The sequence below is a fragment of the Pukyongiella litopenaei genome, assembly GCF_003008555.2.
Taxonomy (GTDB): domain Bacteria; phylum Pseudomonadota; class Alphaproteobacteria; order Rhodobacterales; family Rhodobacteraceae; genus Pukyongiella; species Pukyongiella litopenaei.
Genome location: NZ_CP027665.1, coordinates 1,272,070 through 1,288,866, shown reverse-complemented (window position 1 = coordinate 1,288,866; position 16,797 = coordinate 1,272,070). Strand labels below are relative to the sequence as shown.

28 protein-coding genes are annotated in these 16,797 nt (G+C 61.9%); 3 read left to right on the top strand and 25 right to left on the bottom strand.

Annotated features, from left to right (window positions below; translation table 11 throughout):
* Positions 1-49: 49 nt before the first annotated feature.
* The 22 genes from C6Y53_RS06515 to C6Y53_RS06415 form a co-directional block, all read right to left on the bottom strand.
* Positions 50-439, bottom strand: a complete 390-nt coding sequence (locus tag C6Y53_RS06515; RefSeq protein ID WP_211299482.1) for a phage baseplate assembly protein V — start codon at positions 437-439, stop codon at positions 50-52.
* Entirely contained in the window at positions 439-972 is a 534-nt protein-coding gene (locus tag C6Y53_RS20975; RefSeq protein WP_211299481.1) for a hypothetical protein, read from the bottom strand. The genes C6Y53_RS06515 and C6Y53_RS20975 overlap by 1 nt, the downstream gene beginning before the upstream one ends.
* Positions 972-1,505, bottom strand: a complete 534-nt coding sequence (locus C6Y53_RS06510) for a phage tail protein (protein WP_149615473.1) — start codon at positions 1,503-1,505, stop codon at positions 972-974. The genes C6Y53_RS20975 and C6Y53_RS06510 overlap by 1 nt, the downstream gene beginning before the upstream one ends.
* Positions 1,492-1,827, bottom strand: a complete 336-nt coding sequence (locus C6Y53_RS06505) for a head-tail joining protein (RefSeq protein ID WP_106471699.1) — start codon at positions 1,825-1,827, stop codon at positions 1,492-1,494. The genes C6Y53_RS06510 and C6Y53_RS06505 overlap by 14 nt, the downstream gene beginning before the upstream one ends.
* 3 nt (positions 1,828-1,830) lie before the next feature.
* Positions 1,831-2,043 (bottom strand): hypothetical protein, encoded by a 213-nt coding sequence (locus tag C6Y53_RS06500; protein WP_106471698.1) that lies wholly within the window; start codon positions 2,041-2,043, stop codon positions 1,831-1,833.
* A 60-nt stretch (positions 2,044-2,103) separates the two neighbouring features.
* Entirely contained in the window at positions 2,104-4,116 is a 2,013-nt protein-coding gene (locus tag C6Y53_RS06495; RefSeq protein ID WP_244614954.1) for a phage major capsid protein, read from the bottom strand.
* Positions 4,100-5,689, bottom strand: coding sequence for a phage portal protein (locus C6Y53_RS06490; protein WP_106471696.1), 1,590 nt, complete (start codon positions 5,687-5,689; stop codon positions 4,100-4,102). The genes C6Y53_RS06495 and C6Y53_RS06490 overlap by 17 nt, the downstream gene beginning before the upstream one ends.
* The gene (locus tag C6Y53_RS06485; protein ID WP_149615472.1) at positions 5,689-6,219 is read right to left on the bottom strand and encodes a hypothetical protein; all 531 of its coding nucleotides are present in this window, start codon (positions 6,217-6,219) and stop codon (positions 5,689-5,691) included. The genes C6Y53_RS06490 and C6Y53_RS06485 overlap by 1 nt, the downstream gene beginning before the upstream one ends.
* A 2-nt stretch (positions 6,220-6,221) precedes the next feature.
* Entirely contained in the window at positions 6,222-8,192 is a 1,971-nt protein-coding gene (locus C6Y53_RS06480; protein ID WP_106471694.1) for a phage terminase large subunit family protein, read from the bottom strand.
* Entirely contained in the window at positions 8,189-8,728 is a 540-nt protein-coding gene (locus tag C6Y53_RS06475; RefSeq protein WP_106471693.1) for a terminase small subunit, read from the bottom strand. Before C6Y53_RS06475 ends, C6Y53_RS06480 begins: the two co-directional genes overlap by 4 nt.
* Positions 8,729-8,850: 122 nt before the next feature.
* Positions 8,851-9,276, bottom strand: a complete 426-nt coding sequence (locus tag C6Y53_RS06470; RefSeq protein WP_106471692.1) for a hypothetical protein — start codon at positions 9,274-9,276, stop codon at positions 8,851-8,853.
* Positions 9,276-9,500 carry a hypothetical protein gene (locus C6Y53_RS06465; RefSeq protein ID WP_106471691.1) on the bottom strand — a complete coding sequence of 75 codons (225 nt, stop codon included), beginning with the start codon at positions 9,498-9,500 and terminating at the stop codon, positions 9,276-9,278. The genes C6Y53_RS06470 and C6Y53_RS06465 overlap by 1 nt, the downstream gene beginning before the upstream one ends.
* Position 9,501: 1 nt before the next feature.
* Positions 9,502-10,254: a glycoside hydrolase family 108 protein gene (locus C6Y53_RS06460; RefSeq protein ID WP_244614953.1), complete on the bottom strand. Its 753-nt coding sequence runs from the start codon at positions 10,252-10,254 to the stop codon at positions 9,502-9,504.
* The gene (locus C6Y53_RS06455; RefSeq protein WP_106471690.1) at positions 10,251-10,691 is read right to left on the bottom strand and encodes a hypothetical protein; all 441 of its coding nucleotides are present in this window, start codon (positions 10,689-10,691) and stop codon (positions 10,251-10,253) included. The genes C6Y53_RS06460 and C6Y53_RS06455 overlap by 4 nt, the downstream gene beginning before the upstream one ends.
* Entirely contained in the window at positions 10,681-11,319 is a 639-nt protein-coding gene (locus tag C6Y53_RS06450) for an MT-A70 family methyltransferase (RefSeq protein WP_106471689.1), read from the bottom strand. Before C6Y53_RS06450 ends, C6Y53_RS06455 begins: the two co-directional genes overlap by 11 nt.
* Positions 11,316-11,705, bottom strand: a complete 390-nt coding sequence (locus C6Y53_RS06445; protein WP_106471688.1) for a DUF1064 domain-containing protein — start codon at positions 11,703-11,705, stop codon at positions 11,316-11,318. The genes C6Y53_RS06450 and C6Y53_RS06445 overlap by 4 nt, the downstream gene beginning before the upstream one ends.
* Before the next feature lie 3 nt (positions 11,706-11,708).
* Positions 11,709-11,981 (bottom strand): DUF2312 domain-containing protein, encoded by a 273-nt coding sequence (locus C6Y53_RS06440; protein ID WP_106473980.1) that lies wholly within the window; start codon positions 11,979-11,981, stop codon positions 11,709-11,711.
* A 390-nt stretch (positions 11,982-12,371) separates the two neighbouring features.
* A complete protein-coding gene (locus C6Y53_RS06435) occupies positions 12,372-12,926 on the bottom strand; it encodes a MazG-like family protein (RefSeq protein ID WP_106471687.1) in 555 nt (184 codons plus the stop codon).
* A 13-nt stretch (positions 12,927-12,939) separates the two neighbouring features.
* On the bottom strand, positions 12,940-13,305 hold the full coding sequence (locus C6Y53_RS20970) for a hypothetical protein (protein ID WP_211299480.1): 366 nt from the start codon (positions 13,303-13,305) through the stop codon (positions 12,940-12,942).
* On the bottom strand, positions 13,302-13,583 hold the full coding sequence (locus C6Y53_RS06425) for a hypothetical protein (protein ID WP_106471686.1): 282 nt from the start codon (positions 13,581-13,583) through the stop codon (positions 13,302-13,304). The genes C6Y53_RS20970 and C6Y53_RS06425 overlap by 4 nt, the downstream gene beginning before the upstream one ends.
* Positions 13,580-14,206 carry a helix-turn-helix domain-containing protein gene (locus tag C6Y53_RS06420; RefSeq protein ID WP_106471685.1) on the bottom strand — a complete coding sequence of 209 codons (627 nt, stop codon included), beginning with the start codon at positions 14,204-14,206 and terminating at the stop codon, positions 13,580-13,582. The genes C6Y53_RS06425 and C6Y53_RS06420 overlap by 4 nt, the downstream gene beginning before the upstream one ends.
* On the bottom strand, positions 14,203-14,535 hold the full coding sequence (locus tag C6Y53_RS06415) for a hypothetical protein (RefSeq protein WP_106471684.1): 333 nt from the start codon (positions 14,533-14,535) through the stop codon (positions 14,203-14,205). Before C6Y53_RS06415 ends, C6Y53_RS06420 begins: the two co-directional genes overlap by 4 nt.
* Positions 14,536-14,713: 178 nt before the next feature.
* Between C6Y53_RS06415 and C6Y53_RS06410 the strand changes: the two genes are divergently transcribed.
* Complete coding sequence (locus C6Y53_RS06410) at positions 14,714-15,148, top strand: WYL domain-containing protein (protein WP_106471683.1); 435 nt, start codon at positions 14,714-14,716, stop codon at positions 15,146-15,148.
* A 62-nt stretch (positions 15,149-15,210) separates the two neighbouring features.
* Here the strand turns inward: C6Y53_RS06410 and C6Y53_RS06405 are convergent, their stop codons facing one another.
* On the bottom strand, positions 15,211-15,561 hold the full coding sequence (locus C6Y53_RS06405) for a hypothetical protein (RefSeq protein ID WP_149615471.1): 351 nt from the start codon (positions 15,559-15,561) through the stop codon (positions 15,211-15,213).
* A 152-nt stretch (positions 15,562-15,713) separates the two neighbouring features.
* Between C6Y53_RS06405 and C6Y53_RS06400 the strand changes: the two genes are divergently transcribed.
* Positions 15,714-15,953, top strand: a complete 240-nt coding sequence (locus tag C6Y53_RS06400) for a hypothetical protein (protein WP_106471681.1) — start codon at positions 15,714-15,716, stop codon at positions 15,951-15,953.
* Here C6Y53_RS06400 and C6Y53_RS06395 read toward each other — a convergent pair.
* Positions 15,950-16,171: a hypothetical protein gene (locus tag C6Y53_RS06395; RefSeq protein WP_106471680.1), complete on the bottom strand. Its 222-nt coding sequence runs from the start codon at positions 16,169-16,171 to the stop codon at positions 15,950-15,952. The two genes, C6Y53_RS06400 and C6Y53_RS06395, sit on opposite strands and share 4 nt — an antisense overlap.
* Complete coding sequence (locus C6Y53_RS06390) at positions 16,168-16,389, bottom strand: carph-isopro domain-containing protein (protein ID WP_149615470.1); 222 nt, start codon at positions 16,387-16,389, stop codon at positions 16,168-16,170. The genes C6Y53_RS06395 and C6Y53_RS06390 overlap by 4 nt, the downstream gene beginning before the upstream one ends.
* Here C6Y53_RS06390 and C6Y53_RS06385 point away from each other — a divergent pair.
* Positions 16,388-16,786, top strand: coding sequence for an XRE family transcriptional regulator (locus C6Y53_RS06385; RefSeq protein WP_149615469.1), 399 nt, complete (start codon positions 16,388-16,390; stop codon positions 16,784-16,786). The genes C6Y53_RS06390 and C6Y53_RS06385 overlap by 2 nt on opposite strands.
* The last annotated feature ends 11 nt before the right edge of the window (positions 16,787-16,797 follow it).

Sequence of the window (16,797 nt, the reverse complement as noted above, 5' to 3'; positions counted from 1 at the left end):
CATCTTGGCCAGCACAATGCGCGCAATCCTCTGGCGGTTCCCCCCGGCGCTACTTCGGTTGACCGGTGTCCGCGGCGCCTGGCTGAACGTCTCCATGCACATGGTCGACCAGGCTGATGCCGCTTGCCACCACATCTCCGGTTCCTGTGAATGTGCCTTCGAAATTCCCCGCTGGCACCCCTCCGGCAAACGGGCCGGGATAGACGACACCCTTGGTGGTGTCGCCGCCAGGCGATAGCACCACAACCTGATCGCCGGGCCCCTGTGGAATCCAGAACTTCTGTTCGCCGGACCCAAGTTGGGCAAGCCTGAGCCAGTCGCTTTCGGCGCCGTCTAGCCACTTGACCTTCACCTTGTCGTCTGACCGTTGCGTGACGGTGGCTACTATGATCATGCGCTCAAGGGCCTGCATGATTTGCGAGGTCGCGTAATCCGACATCAGCCCTCCTCGGTGACAGGAACATAGTCGGCTTCGTGATCCGGGCCGATGGCGGGCGCCCAAGACGTGAGAATCTGACCAGGCGTGGCGCCCTCGTCGACAAAGTAGCTGGGGCCGATATCGGCACTGTGTGCCCATTCTATCCGCCAGATGTCGAACTGGTCGGCCTGCGGAGCGAACTCGTCCGGCTCGACAGCGAGGATCGTGGCTGCGCCCCACGGAACGCCCAGGCGGTTGCTGTGGACGAAGGCCGCCACCGCCCCGGCCGCCTTGATCACCTCGCGACGTACCTTGGGCGTCCGGTGCCCCATCACGATGCGTGCCTCCACCCGGACCAGGCAGGGGAGCTGGCCGGTATGGGGATCCTTGTCGGGATCCGGTTCGAGTTCTGAAAGCTGCACGATGATCGCAGGCACCGCCAGCTTCGTGCGGCTCTCGTCCTCTGCTGCGACTGTCTTGAACGAATTGAACTCCGCCCCGAGCAGATCGACGATCGTGTCCAATGCGAGCCCGAGATCGATAGTATCAGCCATTATCCCACCCCCAGAATTGTGCGGGCCCTCACTTCGGCGAGGAAATGTTTGAAATAGATTGAGTCGATGTCCACGAACACCTCGTCCTCGAGGTAGATCATCATGCGATCCGCCACCGGTAGAGTGGCCTCGCCGATCTGCCAGCGCTTCGAGCCATGCCGCTGCATAACCAGGCGCCTGCCGCCCAGCCGGGCGAAGAACGCGCCGTGGATCATCGTCGAACCGAACTTGACACCGCCGGTCACCGGTTGCGGACGCCCCTTGAAGGCAGAAACCGGCAGATCGTTGGCACCGTACCAGAGTTTCAGAGCGTTTCCGCCCTTGCCAACTCGGTAATCCTTTATCCGGCGGCGCAGGGCAGTGGCATTTCGCAAACCCAACTCGCTCTTGAGACCTTTCGACGACAGGCGGCGAAGTGTCCCGGCGGTTCGTTTCAGAGCGCGTCCTTGTGAAAGCTCGACCTGTTTCGGAGTAGCGGCATATTCCCGGGCAACTGCCTCCAGGCGGCCGTCATCGATGTCAAATCCCAGCATCGTAGATCACGTTTGGTTCGGCCAGGATCAACGTGGCGATGCCGGTGCCGTCCAACTCGGGCTCTTGCATGATGTCGAAATCGCGACCTTCGATCGTGGCGACATCGCCCCGCGAAATGTCGGCGATATCGGTCTCCGGGCAGATCAGACGGGGGGTAGGGTGGTCGAGCTCGTAATTTCCCAACGCCGCGATCTGGTTGGGATCGTCGAAAATGCCGAGAACCTCTCCGATGATTTCTCCGTCCCGTCTGATAGTCGCGGTGGTCGCGAACTCGTCAGGGTCGAAGAACTCGGAGAGGTCCTCCCAGGCCGGATGGGGCATCGCCTACTTCTTGCCGCCCTTCACCTTGCCGGCATCGTCACCGCCCTTGGTCTCGGGGCCGGTTGCCATCTCCGCAGTGGCAAGTTCTGCGCGACCGCGGTGCAGGAGGTTCTTGGCAACATCCTCGGATACGGCAACCACCGTGCCGGCCCGCTGGATTTGGCCCCCGATGGCGATGGCCGAGGTGATCTTGAGCTTGACCTGTTTGTCCGCCATAGCGGTCTCCTCTCTACTGGATGGGTGCCGGGCGGCCTCATCACCGTCCGGCTGTGCTGGTTACGGTGCGTCTGCGCCGTAGGCGAAGCTCTCGACATTGCGATAGGCAAAATCGATGTCCTGGAAGGCAACGATCCGCAAACGACCCTTTTTCGAGTTGGAATACGGGTCGATCGTCAGATCCAGCCCACCCCACATCGCGGCGATCATGTCGGCAAAGTTGCCGTGGAACACGTCGCCATCGATCACCTGGTTGGTGATCTCGGCGCGGTAGCCGTTCACTGTACCTCCGGGCTCCCAGATGGTCGCGCCGTTGGAGCCCCCGAATTTCTCGGTCGTCTTGCAATGGCCCCGGAATTTGGCGTTGCCGATGTAAGCCATCGAATCGACGTCCGCGTTGTCGGCGGACACCTCGGTTTCGAGTTGTACAAGCTCGGCGAAAGTGGGCTGTACCGCACCGAAGATCACTGCATTGATGCCGGTCAGGTTCTTGATTCCCAGCGGCTGGTTCGCAGTACCAGTGCCGTAGAACCCTGCAGCATCCATGGTCAGCGCCAGTGCTCGCGCCAGATCACGGCGAACCAACGCTTCAGCGTCAAGCGAGGATTGCTGCAGCATCTTGCGGGTGATTTCCGAATAGGCGGCGGCAGTCTTCGGCGACAGGCCGATCTGGCGCAGGTCTTGCGTTTCCTCCGGCGCATCGTCGTCCTCGCCGATCCAGTACCCGGTCGCGCCGGATGCCTGGCCGGGAATGTCAATGTTGCCGACCAGACCGCCCATGGGCGTCGCCATGCCGAGTAGCACAGACCGGTTGCGCAGCATCTCGATGAACGACTGCGCCATCAGGTCCGACGCGATCGAGTCGCCACCGGTATCGCCGGCAGCGCTGCCACTGGTTGATGTGTTCAGCGCCCGCCGCAGAACATCTGCGGGAACCATGATGCCCTGGGCCTCGCGATTGGAGGTCTGTTCAGCGGCGCGGGACGCCTCGAACTCGAACGCGGCTTCTTCCTGGGCCCGGCGATCATGCGGGTTTGCCAATGCGCGGAAAGCACGGAGGAAGCTGAAGCTGCGCGCTTCATCGTCGGTCAGGCCGATGACGCCCGCATCATCGTCAAGCGGCTGGTTGCCACCACTGCGGGCGCTACCGCCGTTGCCGGCGACGTGGTCGAGCAGCGAGCGCGTGAAATCATCGACGCTGGTGCCGTTGCGGATCGCCTCGGCCGCGAGGCTCTGGGCCGAATACTGCTCGCCCAATTCCAGCAGATCGGCGGTGCGCTGCTGTTCGGCCTGAGTGCCGCGTTGGACGAGCGCCTGTGTCTCCGAGGCACGCTCGAGGATCTCGATCACCTCGATGATCTCGCCGTTCTCGTCAACCTTGGCCCGGACCAGGTCACCGTTGGCGTTGCGAATAATTTTCGTTTTCATGCCCGATCCTCTTGTTTCGGCGGTTTCGGCAGTTTCCCTTTGCGGCTCAGTATTGGCGGGCTCGTCGCCGCCTTCCTCTGGCGGTTCCCCCACCGACCGTCCGACACCCACGCTGGCGTCCGCCGGAACGCTGACCAGCGAGATTTCATAGGGCTCCCACTCGGTGATCGTCACCTTGTCGGTCTCGCCGTCACGCTCCTCGGTGGTGATCGCGCGAACGAAGTAGCCGACCGAGACGTGCCGGATCACACCGTCGACGACATCCTCCCAGATCTCCTCGGCGCGCTGAGAACGACCGAACCGCAGCACCGCGCGGCCCACCCGATCGCTATCGACCCGGGCGCTTTCGACCACGCCGATCTGCACATCCATGTTATGGTTCCACAAGACCGCTGCCCCATTGCGCAGCCGGGTATCGTCCATCGCGCCTGTGCCATGGTCCAGAACTTCGTCACCAAACCACCGCGCCACGGGCGTCTCGGAGCTGAACGCGACCTCGACCGTGCGCGCCTCCTCGTCGACGTTGCGCACCTCTGCGGTTCGACGCAGGGGGCCATTGCCGCGGTTGTCGTTGATCTGCTCGGGCGTGATTGCGCGGGTCAGCGCCTGACCAACCAAACGCATGGCGTTAAGTCGTTTGATCATCCTCGTTCTCCTCGGTTTGGTTGGTTGCGGCCGGGGGCGAACCGGCGCCCTTGATCAGGGTGGCCATGATGAACTCTTCGGGAACCCCGGCAGCTTGCATGGCTTCGATATCGGCGGCAAAGGTGCGCCAGACAGTTTCCGGATCACGGCCCTGTTTGCGTATGATCTCGGAGGGAGAGGCCAGCAGGTTGTCCTTGGCCTCGATCTCGGCGCGGATATCTTTCTGTGGGTCGACCCACGACCAGCGGCGACCCTGCCAGAACACATTACAGTACTTGGCGATGCGCTCCGGCCGGAGGCGGACAGGGCCGTTGGTGACGAGACCCATCAAGAGCGCGGGTTTGAGCGCAGACTGGTAGGCCCGTTCAACCAGCGTCTCGATCAGCCACTCCTGCAGGTCCATCCAGTGTTCGCGCTCGTCGATAACGCCCTGCCGGATCGAGCTGAAATTGACGCCTTCGAGATCGTTGGCGAGGCTGACATAGGAGACGCCCATGCCGGCGCCGGCGCCACGGATCATGGCCTTGTGGAAGGGGGCAAACTCGCCGCTTGGATATCGGGAATCGAACGCCTTGTGCTTCAATCCAGGAGGCAGCTCCTGGAACACGCCACCCTCGGCCTCGATAAAGAGCTCTTCGTCGTCTTCGTCCTCATCTGGTTCCGGACCTTCGTCCTTCTCCCATTCGAGGAAGCCACCGACGCTGGCGCCGGTCTTTGCGTTGATCAGAGCCGCCTTTTCAAACCCATTGAGCTGATGCAGCCGCCAGAGCGCCGTCGCTGCCCAGGGCAGGCCACGGCGCTGGTTGACGATGTCCTCAAGGAAACCGTGAATGATCTCGCTTGCCGGCACCCGCTCGAGGCTGCGGCCGTTGTAGGTGTAGGCCGAATGCGCCGGGTCGGATGTCATGAAGAAATAGGCGAGCGGGCGGCCCTCGCGCGAGAACTCGATGCCCTGCCGGACAAACCGGCCGCCGGGCAGACGCTCGACGTTGTAGTCGACGGGGCAGCGCTGCGGGTCGAGGATCTGCAGGGCATATCCCATCGGCGCGACTTTGCCCCGAATTTCGCGGAACATGAACTCGCCGTCCTTGGCGCAAGTTCGGACGGCGGTCTTGCACATCATCCGGAAGCTGCGGCGTCCGGTGATGTCGCAATTTTCAGCTCGTTGCCACAGCTTCCACCACGCCTCGATCGCTTCGTTGGCCTTGCGGTCGAGCGATCCGTTGTCATCTTTCGCTTGTGCCTGAAGGATCACGCCGCGATGGCCAACAATGTTCTGATCGCACAGCCGCAGAAACGCCTTCATATAATCGTTCTTTGCCGCCTGGTCGCGAGACCGGGCGACAAGCGGGCGCAGGTTTCGGTCGATCACCTGGTCTGCGGTGAGCGGGACGGTGGTCCAGTTCGATGTCAGCCGATCAGTTTCTCCGGCATCGTAAGACCGTCGTGCCCGCACGGTGATTGGACCGCTGCGCCGTCGCGGCACAGCAGGGATCGTAGATCGCCGCAAATCTGGCTCACCACGCACGGCCGTGATTGCGGGGGCGGTCGATCGGGAAAATGGCCAGGCCATTACATCCGCACCTTCACCTGTCGGCGCAGCAACCGCCGCGCGCGTGGCCTGCTCATCCTGGCAACCTCGACACGATAATGGTCGCGCAGCTTCAGGAGATCGGCGATGGGAGTGCGGGTCAGCGTCCGACCGTTGATCGTATAGCTTTCCTGGTCTTTGGTTGCGCGGCCCTCGATTACCGCCTCCACCGCATCGAGGACACGTTGCTCATGGCGCCGGGCATCATACGTGGAGTTGACCAGCATCTTGTCGATCGCGATCCGCGTTTGCCCGCGCTCGATCTCGAAGGCATCGGTGCTGTCGAACACCTTGATCGAATAGTCGTAGAGCCCGTCCACCCAATTCGAAGTTTCAGCATATCCCTTGTAGAACAGATGGGCCGAGCCCTCGGCTGTAGCGACCAGATCGATCACGGATGGCCCACGCAGATAGGCCCGAGCCTGCCAGTCCGGAGCCGGAAAATCCGGTGTCGCGATCTCAACTCGGAGGCTGATACCCGCCTGAATCGAATTCGGGAATTGTGTTTGCACGTCTACCAACCGTCACCTCTGCGCCTGCGGCCACTGCCACGGGGACGGCGGGCCCTTCGACGCCTAGTCTTGCGAGGCTGGGTCTGTTCTTCCTCTGGCGGTTCCCCCGCCGCTGCTTCGTCCAGAGCGGGCTCACCGTCCTTGGCAGGTGCCAGGCGTGCCAGGCGTTTGGCGATGTCTGGGCGCGCGATTTTGAGCGCTGCATAGGCATAGACCCGGCAGTCCAGGGCCTCGTTTCGATCCCGCGCCTTGTGCCATTCGCGAACCGGAAATCCTCGGATCCATTTGGTTACGAGTCGCTCTGCAGTGAGCTGCTCGAAATACTCGACATCACGCTCGGTCGAAAATACGCATGAACCTGGTCCGGTCTCGAGATTGAACCGTTTGGCGATAACCAGCTTTGCTTCGTCGGTGCCAACCGTGAACAGTTTCACAGGCCGCCCCTTGCGCCCTGATTTCGTCGGTTTCGGTGCGGAAACGACGGGGCGATCCCAACCACCTTTGCCCTTGATCGCAAAGATGCGGCTTCGGTGCTTGCCCGCAAGGTTTTCGTATGCGGATTGGGTGAGGCCTTTCGAGCCGCCTGTATCGACGCAGGTAGCGACAATTCGCAGATCGGCCCCGTGCTCATGCCGAAATGTTTCGCCCAGATAATCGAACAGCTCCGACCAGATTTCACCTTGCGTCGGATCGCCCCAGATCACCTTGTAATCGATATTCCAGCTGGTTTCGCCCAGCCCCCAGCCGACAACCTCGATTTCCAGACGATCTTCCTGCATATCGACGCCCGCTGTGAGAACACCGACATCTGCTGGCACCTGAGCGGCGTAGGACGTCGCCCGTTTCATCAGCTTGTCGGCCGCGATTTCCTCGGCTTCTTCCACCCACGTCTCGGCGAGCGACACGTTTGTGAAGGTCTGCAAATCATTGGCGGCTTTCTTGTCCAGGAAGGACTGGACGATATCCTGCAATCGTCGAAAGCAGGAATAGAGTTCGTTGATATGATAGGAGGCATGTCCCCGGAAGGGGCGGGAGGGTTTCCAGCCCGCCCCTTGACGTTCCGCCGATCGAATGGCTGCGATCCTCTCACCGTCTGAGATCACACACCCGTTCTCCGCACATACGTAATGTGCGGTTTCGGGCAGGTGTTCGCCGTCCGGGTTCTTGTCCCAGCAGACCCCGGCCCAATTCAACACCTGGTGGCTTCCGCAATGCGGGCAGGCGATTTGAAATCGGCGCTGGTCTCCCTCGAGGAATGCGGCCTCGATCCAGCTGGCGCCTTTGATCGTCGGGGTGCTGATCTCCACCAGCAAACGCTGATCGCCGAATGTTGCGGCTCGCTGCCACAACAGACCAACCGGATGTCCTTCCTTCGTCCGGTCGTAGCCGTCGGTCTCGTCGCAAACGATCTTGGGTGCCGATCGGCCGCGCATGGTTTTCGGGGATCCTGACCATGAGAACATCATGAAACCACCGGGATAGGATTTCATGCGCTGATTGTTCACGCCGTCGCGGCCACGCGGCTTGGCAATCACATCCTGCAGGGTCGGGTTCTCCTCGACCAGCGGATTGAACTTCGTTTCCAGCCAGGTGTGCAGATCACCCTGGCTTGGTTGCATCATGATCTGGGAACAGGGATCCTGAGCGATGAAGAAGGCCTGGCCGCACAGGGCGGTTTGGGTCTTGCCCACCTGGGCACCCCACATCAGCGTGATGCGAGAGCATTCGGCATTGGCCATCATGTCCAGCGGTTCGCGCTGGTACGGGGCATTGTCGAACCGGATCAGGCCAGGGACTGCGTTGCCAACCGGAATCCTGACGTTCTGTTCCGCCCAAACCGATGGCGCCAGGTCCGGCGGCGGCCTTAGGAAACGCTGGGCGAATCTGACCGCACGAACAACTGCCGCGGCATTCGCGAAGGTGGCGCTGAGGTGCGGGGCGGCGCTGGCGGCAAAGGGCGGTCTCGCATTCAATCCTCGTCCCCGTCCTCGTCGTCGGATAGGTCGAGATCGGCTTCGGCGATCAGATCGGTGTCCGCGAGTGCTTCTAGCGCGTGGTCCACCTCCTCCAGCAGCACGGCCTTCAGCCGGGTTTCGCTTGTCTCTCCGATCAGCCGGCGCGCGGCCCGCGATGGCAGCACATTGCGCAGATTCGCCCGCACCTCGCCGAAGGCCTTTGCCATCGCGCGCTCGATCTGCTCGACCGGCGCCACCAGCTCGGCGGCCTGCGCATAGGCGAGCTCGGCCGCCCCGGTTTCGGCGGCCAGCTTCCTTCGCTTCAGCTCGTCGCTTGTCGCAAGCTGTACGCCCGCCGTCTCCGACCGGATGTCATGTTCGCGCCAGGCGTGGACATCGGCGGAATTGAAGGTCCAGCGTTTGCCGCGCGAACCGCGTTCAACGACCGGGCACCCGCGCCGGACCCAATCGTCCAGCGTGGTGGCGGCGATCCCGAACAGGGCCGCCGTCTGGGTCCTGTTCAGCAGGGTGCCTCGACCGACCTTGTTGCCCATGCGCCAACCCGCCCGAAGTAATAGTAGTAGGCCCTAAATCAGAGCCCCACGCACAAATGATTCTTTGCGACCGTGCGCACCCACTGGCGTTACCCCTGCCGGAAGGACCCGCGCCGCCGGGCTCATCGGATTGCCCTTACGCCGTGCCATGCCGCAACGCCCGAACCGACATAGAACAACCACTCCATCTGCCGGCTGAACAGGTCGGCCAGCTGCGGGGGTAGGGCGGCGATCGTCCATGGTTGCGCAAAGGCGCAGTCGGCGCACCAGAACACCGAGTAGATCGTCACTGCCCCGGCCCAAAACAGCGAGGGCGCGAGGGATACGGCAAGGAACGCCCAGAACACGGGAAAGCTGAATTTCGCCCTGTTGAGCGCGGCGAGCGTCTGTGCTTCCTTCACCGCCTCGCGGGCGATCTCGACCGTTGCGAGGGTACGCAGGCGTTCGGCGTCGCGCTCATGCTCTGCCTTTTGTTCCAGAAGCATCAAAGCCTTGTCGACGATCCCGCCGAACCCCAGCCGAATGAGAAAGGCAATTACCCCTGACATCAGTGATTCCTGAGTGTCACGGACTCGGTAGTCAGAAGGCGCAGGACCGAGTTGCCGATGATCAGCGCCAGGGCGATGATTGCCCGGACCGATGCCACCGTCTGCTCGTCATACCCACCATGCGCCAGATGTTCGAGCACAGGTGCCAACTCGTTCAAGACCGCGAGCGCGGCAGAAACGATATTGAACCACAGCGTCTTGGATTTCCACCAGACCTTACTCATGTCACGCTCCTTTCGCGATTTTGGAAGCATAGGCTGCCTTGCGGCGCGCGTTGTGCACCGCCCGCGCCACCAGCACCGCAGCGACCGCGATTCCAGCGATAACCGCAGCGTCAACGGCCCAGCCGGGTAAGTCGGCCAGACTTATGCCGCCACCACCGGCGACCGATCCTGCCGCCGCTGCACCCTGCTGCTGACTTGCACGGCCGGCGCTGTTTGCTTCGGTCGAGAGCCGGTCAGGTGCGCACATGGCAACCGCCGTGGCTTCGGTGTCGGCCACCCGGCGAGACCATCCGCGGCCAAATGTCGACCAGTTTCCCAGGCCGCGCAGAAAGCCCATCCGCGCCGCGCAGGCGCGCTGGATCACTACGACGCGGGGTCTTGCCGCCCGGGCTGCGGCCTTGGTCTGACGGCCGATTACGCCATCTGCGCTGACGCCAAGCCCGCGCTGCAGCCACTGTGCGCCACGCCGCGGGCCGGAGTTCACGCCGGCATCGAAGGCAACCAGGTCCAGCCCCGCGGGCAGTTCGTCGCCCTTCAAAACCCGCCAGTAGTTTGCCCGATAGATTTCGCCAGCCTCGTGCAGGGTCAGATTGCGAACGTCAGCCTTGGAAACCGGCCCTTTTCGCCAGGCCCGCAAGGTGCCGATTGTAATCCCATAGTTGGTGGCGCCGCCGGGATCCCTGGGATGATCGACATAGCCGCCTTCCCATTTCCTGATGTGATCGAGGCAAGCTGGATAGTTCGCAGCAGTCAACGTCTGGCCCTCCGTTTGCGGGCACGATGCGCCGATCTCTCGGTCTCTGCCTCTGGCGGGTCCCCCGACAGGATTTCACGCACCCGATAGGCCGACAGAGCGACACCATGCGCGATTTCAGTGATTGAGTGGCCGTCCGCCGCCATTTCGCGGATCCGGCGATTGCGCGCTGCCCGGACAAGGAAGCGGCAGTTCGACGGTTGCAGGATCATGCCGGAGAAGGCGCGAACCATCTTTTGGGCGTCGTTGTATCCAAGGATCCGCACGAGCTGGTGATCGACGGTCTGCAACTTTTTCGGAATGTAGACGCAGATCCGCCAGGCGCGCGACCCCGACTGCGGCAGAGACCCGATCAGATGCAATGCCTGCTCTCGCCCGATGACCTCGGCGATCTCGGCCACGCTTTCGGGCAGGGCAGGGGCAAGCTCATTCGTCATTGAACTTCGTTGCCTCGTTGCCCCACGTCGCCCAACCGGGTCGGGTCTGCCGCGAGAACAGTTCGATACGCCGGGCTTCTGGCATGAGGTTCTCGGCGGCTTCGAACGCTTCGTCCGGTTTGCGCGAGTGTTCGCGCGCCCTGGCCTCGATCGTGATCGACCCCGCAGGCCAGTCGCGGCCATCGCCCAGCGCGTGGAACCCATCGTCATAGGTGGGTACCGTCGATCTGGTGGATTTCGTCGTCTTCGGGGCGCCGCGGGTCGCGATCAGGAACGGTTCGTTCGAACTGCGCAGCACATAGCCGGTGCCAAAAGCGTCCTTGCCCCGCGTCGTTCGCTTCACCCAGGTCCCGGCCGTCTTGTACTCGAATCCCCAAGCCTCGATGACGCGGAAGGCGTCGGGCAGCATCGGGTTCGTCGCCCACAGCCACAGCAGGCAATCGGTAGCCGCGATAGCTTCGACTGGCAGGGCACAGATCGCGGCGGTGTCCTCGCATGAATAATGCGCTTGCGGGGCCTTCTCCTCACCTGCCTCCGAGCGCAGATCGAAGCGCCAAGGCGGGTCGGCCATGATCATGCCGAACCCGCCATGTGGGCGCAGGTCGAGGAAGTTGGCCAGAGCGGTCATACCTCGATCACCTCCACGCCCTGCGCGGCAGCGACAGCGCGGCGCACTTCGTAGTCGCGAGTTGGCAAGCCCTTGGCGTCCTCGTAGACGGTCAATCCCGTGCGCAGATCGGTGTAGGCAAAATCCACGGTGATCTTCATCCGCCGGCCGGTCCGGGTCAGCACCGGCCCGTCGCGCCCTTCGAGCTCAATCGCGACCTGCCGCCGCAGATCGGCAATGTCGCCCGCCCGCAGCAGCAAGCGCAGTTGTTGATAGCGGCGGGCCTCCTTGCGGGAATCAAACGTGATGCCGTCCACCGTCTCGCGCTGGGCGCCATACTTCTGGCCCTTGGGCTGATCATGACGCCCCCGGAGTTCGGCAGCGGTCATTCTTTCGGTGCCGACCATTGGTCACATGCCCAGCGCGGATTTGTACATCTCGAGGACCGCCTCTTCCTCGGCGATGTCGTCACGATCCCGCTTGCGCAGCGCGATCACCTTGCGCATCACCCTGGTGTCGTACCCGCGCGCCTTAGCCTCGGCCATGACCTCCTTCTGAGCGTCTGCAATGTCCTTCTTCTCGGCCTCAAGCCGTTCGAACCGTTCGATGAAGCTGCGCAGCTCCCCGGCGGCGACGCGATAGGCCTTATCGGAAACCTCCCGATCCGCTTCGGTCTCCTTCATTCTCGGCGAGGCGTTGGACAGGTCCACAAACCGCGCCGAAGCTGTGTCCGATAGCCGAACGTGCCCGGGGTCGGCGTCCTCGATCGGTCGCACAATGGCACGGATCGCTGCCGTTCGATCGCTCGCGGACTTGATCTGCTCCCATTTGTGAGCGAGTTGGAACCAATAGGCGTTGACAGTTGCCATGGCCGCGAAATCGGCTCGCAGCGAAGGCACCATTTCGAGCAACCGTTCGCAGCGCCCGAAATCGCCCGCATCAAGGGGGTACGAGCCATCGACCTTGCCAAAGCCCGCAAGATGCGCGGCGATGCACTTGGCCGACGCACCCGTTGAGCCGGAAGCGGCCCAAGCCTCGAGTTGCTTGTTGCGTTCGTCCGAGGCGTCCAACATTCAGACCTCCATCCGTGTGCTCAGCCGATACTTGGCTGAGGTCTTGTTGAATTTTACTGCGACCGCCCGGCCGGCATCGATGCCCAGCGCCTCGGATAGTCCAATGAGGAGGCGCAGGGCGGTCTGCATCCGAGAGGTGATGTAGCCACCAGCCTCGTCGTCATCGGGGATGCGACCAACCCGATCGAGAAATCCGAGAACGCCCTGCACTAGATTTCCGATGGCGGCATCGATCGCCAACGCCAATTCGATCGGCTCGCTGCCTGCAAAGATGTGTGCCGATGCAGGTGGCGGAAGATCAACGCCAAACTCATTCGCCAGCAGATCGAGGGCAATCACTGTGTCACCTAACTCATCGGCCACGTCCTCGATGCTCTTGGTCGACCCGCAAATACCGCGCTGGGCGCGAAGAAGCTTCTTCACCGCCCCGGCGATTTCCCCGGCCTCGTCGGCGACCTCTAATGCGCGAAAGGCGATATCCGCCTGTTCGTTGCCGGTCCATTCGACCTGCCGCGCGACATTGGCCACGCGGAGCTTTTGGAAGTCGATGTTCATCTAGTGCGCTCCCCTAAACGCCTTCGGCAACCCGCTCAGGTGAGAAGGTCGGCGGTTTCAGAAACTCGTGGATCATGCGCAGATCGTCGTCTGAGACCTCTTCAGAAAGCACAACCGAAATTGACCGCGGGTTATCTGCATCACGGCCCACGCTGAGAACACGAAGTTCGCTATCGAAGAGCGACGCGGGCCACCTCATCACATGGTGTTTGATCGCCATTCCTGCACGGGCTGCAGCCTCGCAATGGGCCGCGTCCACACCGTAGGTAACAACATGCTCAAAGCCGTTCTCACCCACCTTTCGGGCGACAACGATCACCTGATCCCAGCCGTGCCGCTCGGCGATTCCCTTAGCTTCCCTGATAGGCAACTTGTTCATAGGTGATCCTCCCGATGTGTTTTCAGTTGTTGGCCGGCGAATTTCAGGGCTCGGGCGATATCGCCGGCCACGGGATCGGTTGCGGCCAGACCGATCTGGACCTGATAGGCCCCCTGGATTTCTTCGAGACTGTGGAGCCGGGTGCTGCGCGACACCGGCATGACGGGACCAGGGCGCTGGGCGCGGATCACGCAATCGCCTGCTGCCAGGTCGACGGTGACGATGACGTTGCCAAAGCGAACGCCGTTCGTGGCCGGATCGGCGTGGGGCGAGGTCATAGCTGCACCCCCGCTGCCCGGCACTGTTCGGCGGTGACGAGCTGGAGGTCGACCAGTTCCCGCGCCGCCGATGGCGAGATGTGGCGGCCAACCCACGATTGCCCCTCGCGGATCGCCTTGGCGCGTTGCTGGCGAATGGTCTCGGCTCGCGCGCGCTGTTCTATTACTGGTTCTTTTACAGAGTTAGTGTGCAAATTTTGCACACGGCTTTTACGTGAATTTGCACACGGCTTTGACGTGGATTTGCACACGGCTCCGTGTGCAGATTTTGCACGCGGCTCGCTGCTTTGTTCTTCTTTTGATCCGTGTGCAGATTTTGCACACGGACCGTCATCATCTTGCTCAAAATCGTCCTCAAAGGCCAAGATGTAGCGAGTCGATTTCTGGCGCTTTGTCCGTTCATCCAGCTGCCGGATCCGGCGGATCAGCCCGGCATTCTCAAGCCGATCCAGATGATCGTTCACGCTCCGGCGGCTCATCTCGCAGTCATGGGCAAGGGTTGCCTGTGACGGGAAACAGCCATGATCCGGGTGGAACCGGTCACACAGATGCCAGAGCACCAGCTTGGAGGCAGGCGAAATGCCGCGCTGCTTGATTGCCCAATTGGTCGCGGCGTGGCTCATGGCCTACCTCCGATTTCTGGTTGTTTTGCCTCCAGAAACAACAGAGCTTCACTGCAAATCTGGGCTACTTCCTCGTCACCGACGGGATAGCCTGCGTCGAAGAGGATCAGCCATTTCCAGATGATGTCTTGCGGCGATTGCGCCGGGCGCAATTGGGCGTGGCGGATGATCTCCCAAATCACCTCCATGGTGTTCTTGGCCAGCGGTTCAGCCTGAACAGCTCCGGCCAGACCATCCAGCGCGGCGCGGCACCGGTACAGATCAGCCAGCGTGGCATCGCCCAGCGCCGCGGGATTGATGGCAAAAATGGGGAGGGTGGTGGCTTTCATCACGAGCCACCTGCTGCTCGTAGTTCCATGTCCGTGCTCCGATGATAGGTTTTCTGCCGTGTTGGGGGCTTCTCCGGCCCCGGGTTCGGGTTCTGTCAAACCTTTGACAGCCAGATGGAATCCTCCGAAGCTGCGCCGGTCGCCTCAACCGGCGGCAGAGATTCGGAGGGGAATTGAATTGGTTGACTTCGTTGTTTTCGCGTTCGTCGTTTTCTGCGTTTGGCGGCTGTGGGTACTCCTCAGAAGGAGAAAGACCGATGCACAAACCGAGCCGTGGTATCACCAACCTTGGATCGAAGCGCAGAAATGGACTGAAACCGCCGACCCGCCGCAGAACGGCAATTACGCAACTTGGGACGAAGCCCTGAACCGCCCGGTTACCGACGACATTCGGTTTGAGATTGAATATGCTGATCGGGAAGGCGAGATAACCAACCGGACGATCCGTCCCGAGATGATCCACATAGCGGGAGACCGGCTTTACATCGAAGCCTACTGTGAGACGCGTGAGGAAACACGTACATTTCTCGATAGCAACATTCGGGCCACCAAGAACCTCCAGACTGGTCGCAACCTGTCTGATCTCGGCGCCTATCTGCGCAGCCGATACTGAACCGGACAAAAATACGGACTTTTGTCCGTTGAGGTTGGCGGGCAGGGGGCGGGCCATCGCGTTCACTCCGCCGCGAACAGCATGAGGGGGGCCTGTTCGGGGTGTTCGTTGACCGCGATGGCCACATGGGCACCGTTGGCACCGGTCACTCCGTTCCACCAGTTTCGCGCCGTCTTCTCAGTGACCTGGAACACCTGCACCACATGGCCGACGCTGCGGTAACTGGCCCGGATATAAGCCTGCCACCTGAGCGGGAACTCCCGCGCAACCTTGTAGGGATCGAAACGCGATTTCGGCCCGGAATTTTCTCCGGATGTTTCTCCGAACGATTGTCCGCCCGCCGCCGGGGCAGACTGTCCGTATGGAGAGCCGTTCACATAGATCACGACCGGAGACTGAGGTGCGCCGTTCATGCTGACGCCCGCCCCACATCGGGGAAACCGCCAGAGGAAGCCCCGCGCGAATCCGATGAGCCTTGGCCTGTCGTCAATCGCGCGGGATGCGCGACGGGGTAGCCGCCCCGCCGCGCGCATCCATCCCGCCCCCAGAAAGGAGATAAGACGGGATGAATACCGTTATCGCTTTTGCCTTTCGCAACCGCTTTGGCCTTTGGTCGATCCGATACACTGGTCGCTTCTGGCGCGTTGCGCTGAACGATCAGCCATTTGGCGACTATATCTCTGCGGCGGGCGCGCATGAGGACCTTGTGCGTGGCTACTGCTTCACCGCACCCGGCGGGCTCGATCCCGCCGAATGCGGGCTGCCCGAAGATCTGTCCGAATGGGAGCCGGTGCACCAACGCTAAGCCCCCCTCTGTTCCCAGAGCCGGGCAAGCGTCGGCGCAAAATCAGCAACCATGTCATTCAGCGTGTCCAGGTCCTCGATCGCGAAGGAGAGGTGACCGTGATAGCTGCCGTCCTCGTTCTCGATGCGGACAGCAACTCTCTTGCGATCGCAGCTGTCGCCGGTCACACCGCCCACTCGCACGCGCGGATGCCGCATGGGAAACCCGGCCGCTCTCATGCGGCTTCCTCGCGGATTTTGAGGAAGGAGAAGAGCTCCCGCTTCGGCTCCGGGATGTTCGCCTCGCGTGCCATCTGGCAAAGCGCGTCATACCACGCGGTCGGGAGGGTCCCGGCCTGCATGTGAGTGTGCACCGTGGTCGGTCGCTTGCCCAAACGGGCCGCGACCGCGCGATAGCCGCCCAGCGCTTCGATCAGATCTCGTGGTGTCGCCGTCATGCTTTCCGCATTAGTCCGAAAATTGCGGATTTTCAACATCCAAAAGAGAGAAAAACCAAATTTTTCGGATTTGGTCTATCGAGTTGGCATGGATATTGAGCACAAAGAGCGCCTCGCGCGGATCGGTGACATCTCTCCCGAAGCTGTTCGGGCTCGGCTGCTGGCGGCCCGAAGCTCTGTCGGCATGAAGCAGCAAGATGTTGCCAAGGCGGTTGGTCTGAAGAAAAGCACATTCAACTCACAGGAAATGCGAGGGGCACCCAGCGCCATAACGATGCGCTACTACCACAGGCAGCATCGGATAGACTTCAACTTCATCCTTCATGGTGATTTTGCTCAGCTCCCACAGGATGTTCAGGAGCGGCTCTTTGCTGAGCTCGCCGCCTCCACTGAGTAACAGGGTCAAAC

Excerpts from the sequence above, each read along its gene's own strand:
- C6Y53_RS06515 (WP_211299482.1), bottom strand. The coding sequence starts at position 439 with ATGTCGGATTACGCGACCTCGCAAATCATGCAGGCCCTTGAGCGCATG.
- C6Y53_RS20975 (WP_211299481.1), bottom strand. The coding sequence starts at position 972 with ATGGCTGATACTATCGATCTCGGGCTCGCATTGGACACGATCGTCGAT.
- C6Y53_RS06510 (WP_149615473.1), bottom strand. The coding sequence starts at position 1,505 with ATGCTGGGATTTGACATCGATGACGGCCGCCTGGAGGCAGTTGCCCGG.
- C6Y53_RS06505 (WP_106471699.1), bottom strand. The coding sequence starts at position 1,827 with ATGCCCCATCCGGCCTGGGAGGACCTCTCCGAGTTCTTCGACCCTGAC.
- C6Y53_RS06500 (WP_106471698.1), bottom strand. The coding sequence starts at position 2,043 with ATGGCGGACAAACAGGTCAAGCTCAAGATCACCTCGGCCATCGCCATC.
- C6Y53_RS06495 (WP_244614954.1), bottom strand. The coding sequence starts at position 4,116 with ATGATCAAACGACTTAACGCCATGCGTTTGGTTGGTCAGGCGCTGACC.
- C6Y53_RS06490 (WP_106471696.1), bottom strand. The coding sequence starts at position 5,689 with ATGGCCTGGCCATTTTCCCGATCGACCGCCCCCGCAATCACGGCCGTG.
- C6Y53_RS06475 (WP_106471693.1), bottom strand. The coding sequence starts at position 8,728 with ATGGGCAACAAGGTCGGTCGAGGCACCCTGCTGAACAGGACCCAGACG.
- C6Y53_RS06470 (WP_106471692.1), bottom strand. The coding sequence starts at position 9,276 with ATGTCAGGGGTAATTGCCTTTCTCATTCGGCTGGGGTTCGGCGGGATC.
- C6Y53_RS06465 (WP_106471691.1), bottom strand. The coding sequence starts at position 9,500 with ATGAGTAAGGTCTGGTGGAAATCCAAGACGCTGTGGTTCAATATCGTT.
- C6Y53_RS06455 (WP_106471690.1), bottom strand. The coding sequence starts at position 10,691 with ATGACGAATGAGCTTGCCCCTGCCCTGCCCGAAAGCGTGGCCGAGATC.
- C6Y53_RS06450 (WP_106471689.1), bottom strand. The coding sequence starts at position 11,319 with ATGACCGCTCTGGCCAACTTCCTCGACCTGCGCCCACATGGCGGGTTC.
- C6Y53_RS06445 (WP_106471688.1), bottom strand. The coding sequence starts at position 11,705 with ATGGTCGGCACCGAAAGAATGACCGCTGCCGAACTCCGGGGGCGTCAT.
- C6Y53_RS06440 (WP_106473980.1), bottom strand. The coding sequence starts at position 11,981 with ATGAAGGAGACCGAAGCGGATCGGGAGGTTTCCGATAAGGCCTATCGC.
- C6Y53_RS06435 (WP_106471687.1), bottom strand. The coding sequence starts at position 12,926 with ATGAACATCGACTTCCAAAAGCTCCGCGTGGCCAATGTCGCGCGGCAG.
- C6Y53_RS20970 (WP_211299480.1), bottom strand. The coding sequence starts at position 13,305 with ATGAACAAGTTGCCTATCAGGGAAGCTAAGGGAATCGCCGAGCGGCAC.
- C6Y53_RS06425 (WP_106471686.1), bottom strand. The coding sequence starts at position 13,583 with ATGACCTCGCCCCACGCCGATCCGGCCACGAACGGCGTTCGCTTTGGC.
- C6Y53_RS06420 (WP_106471685.1), bottom strand. The coding sequence starts at position 14,206 with ATGAGCCACGCCGCGACCAATTGGGCAATCAAGCAGCGCGGCATTTCG.
- C6Y53_RS06415 (WP_106471684.1), bottom strand. The coding sequence starts at position 14,535 with ATGAAAGCCACCACCCTCCCCATTTTTGCCATCAATCCCGCGGCGCTG.
- C6Y53_RS06405 (WP_149615471.1), bottom strand. The coding sequence starts at position 15,561 with ATGAACGGCGCACCTCAGTCTCCGGTCGTGATCTATGTGAACGGCTCT.
- C6Y53_RS06400 (WP_106471681.1), top strand. The coding sequence starts at position 15,714 with ATGAATACCGTTATCGCTTTTGCCTTTCGCAACCGCTTTGGCCTTTGG.
- C6Y53_RS06395 (WP_106471680.1), bottom strand. The coding sequence starts at position 16,171 with ATGAGAGCGGCCGGGTTTCCCATGCGGCATCCGCGCGTGCGAGTGGGC.
- C6Y53_RS06385 (WP_149615469.1), top strand. The coding sequence starts at position 16,388 with ATGCTTTCCGCATTAGTCCGAAAATTGCGGATTTTCAACATCCAAAAG.
- C6Y53_RS06390 (WP_149615470.1), bottom strand. The coding sequence starts at position 16,389 with ATGACGGCGACACCACGAGATCTGATCGAAGCGCTGGGCGGCTATCGC.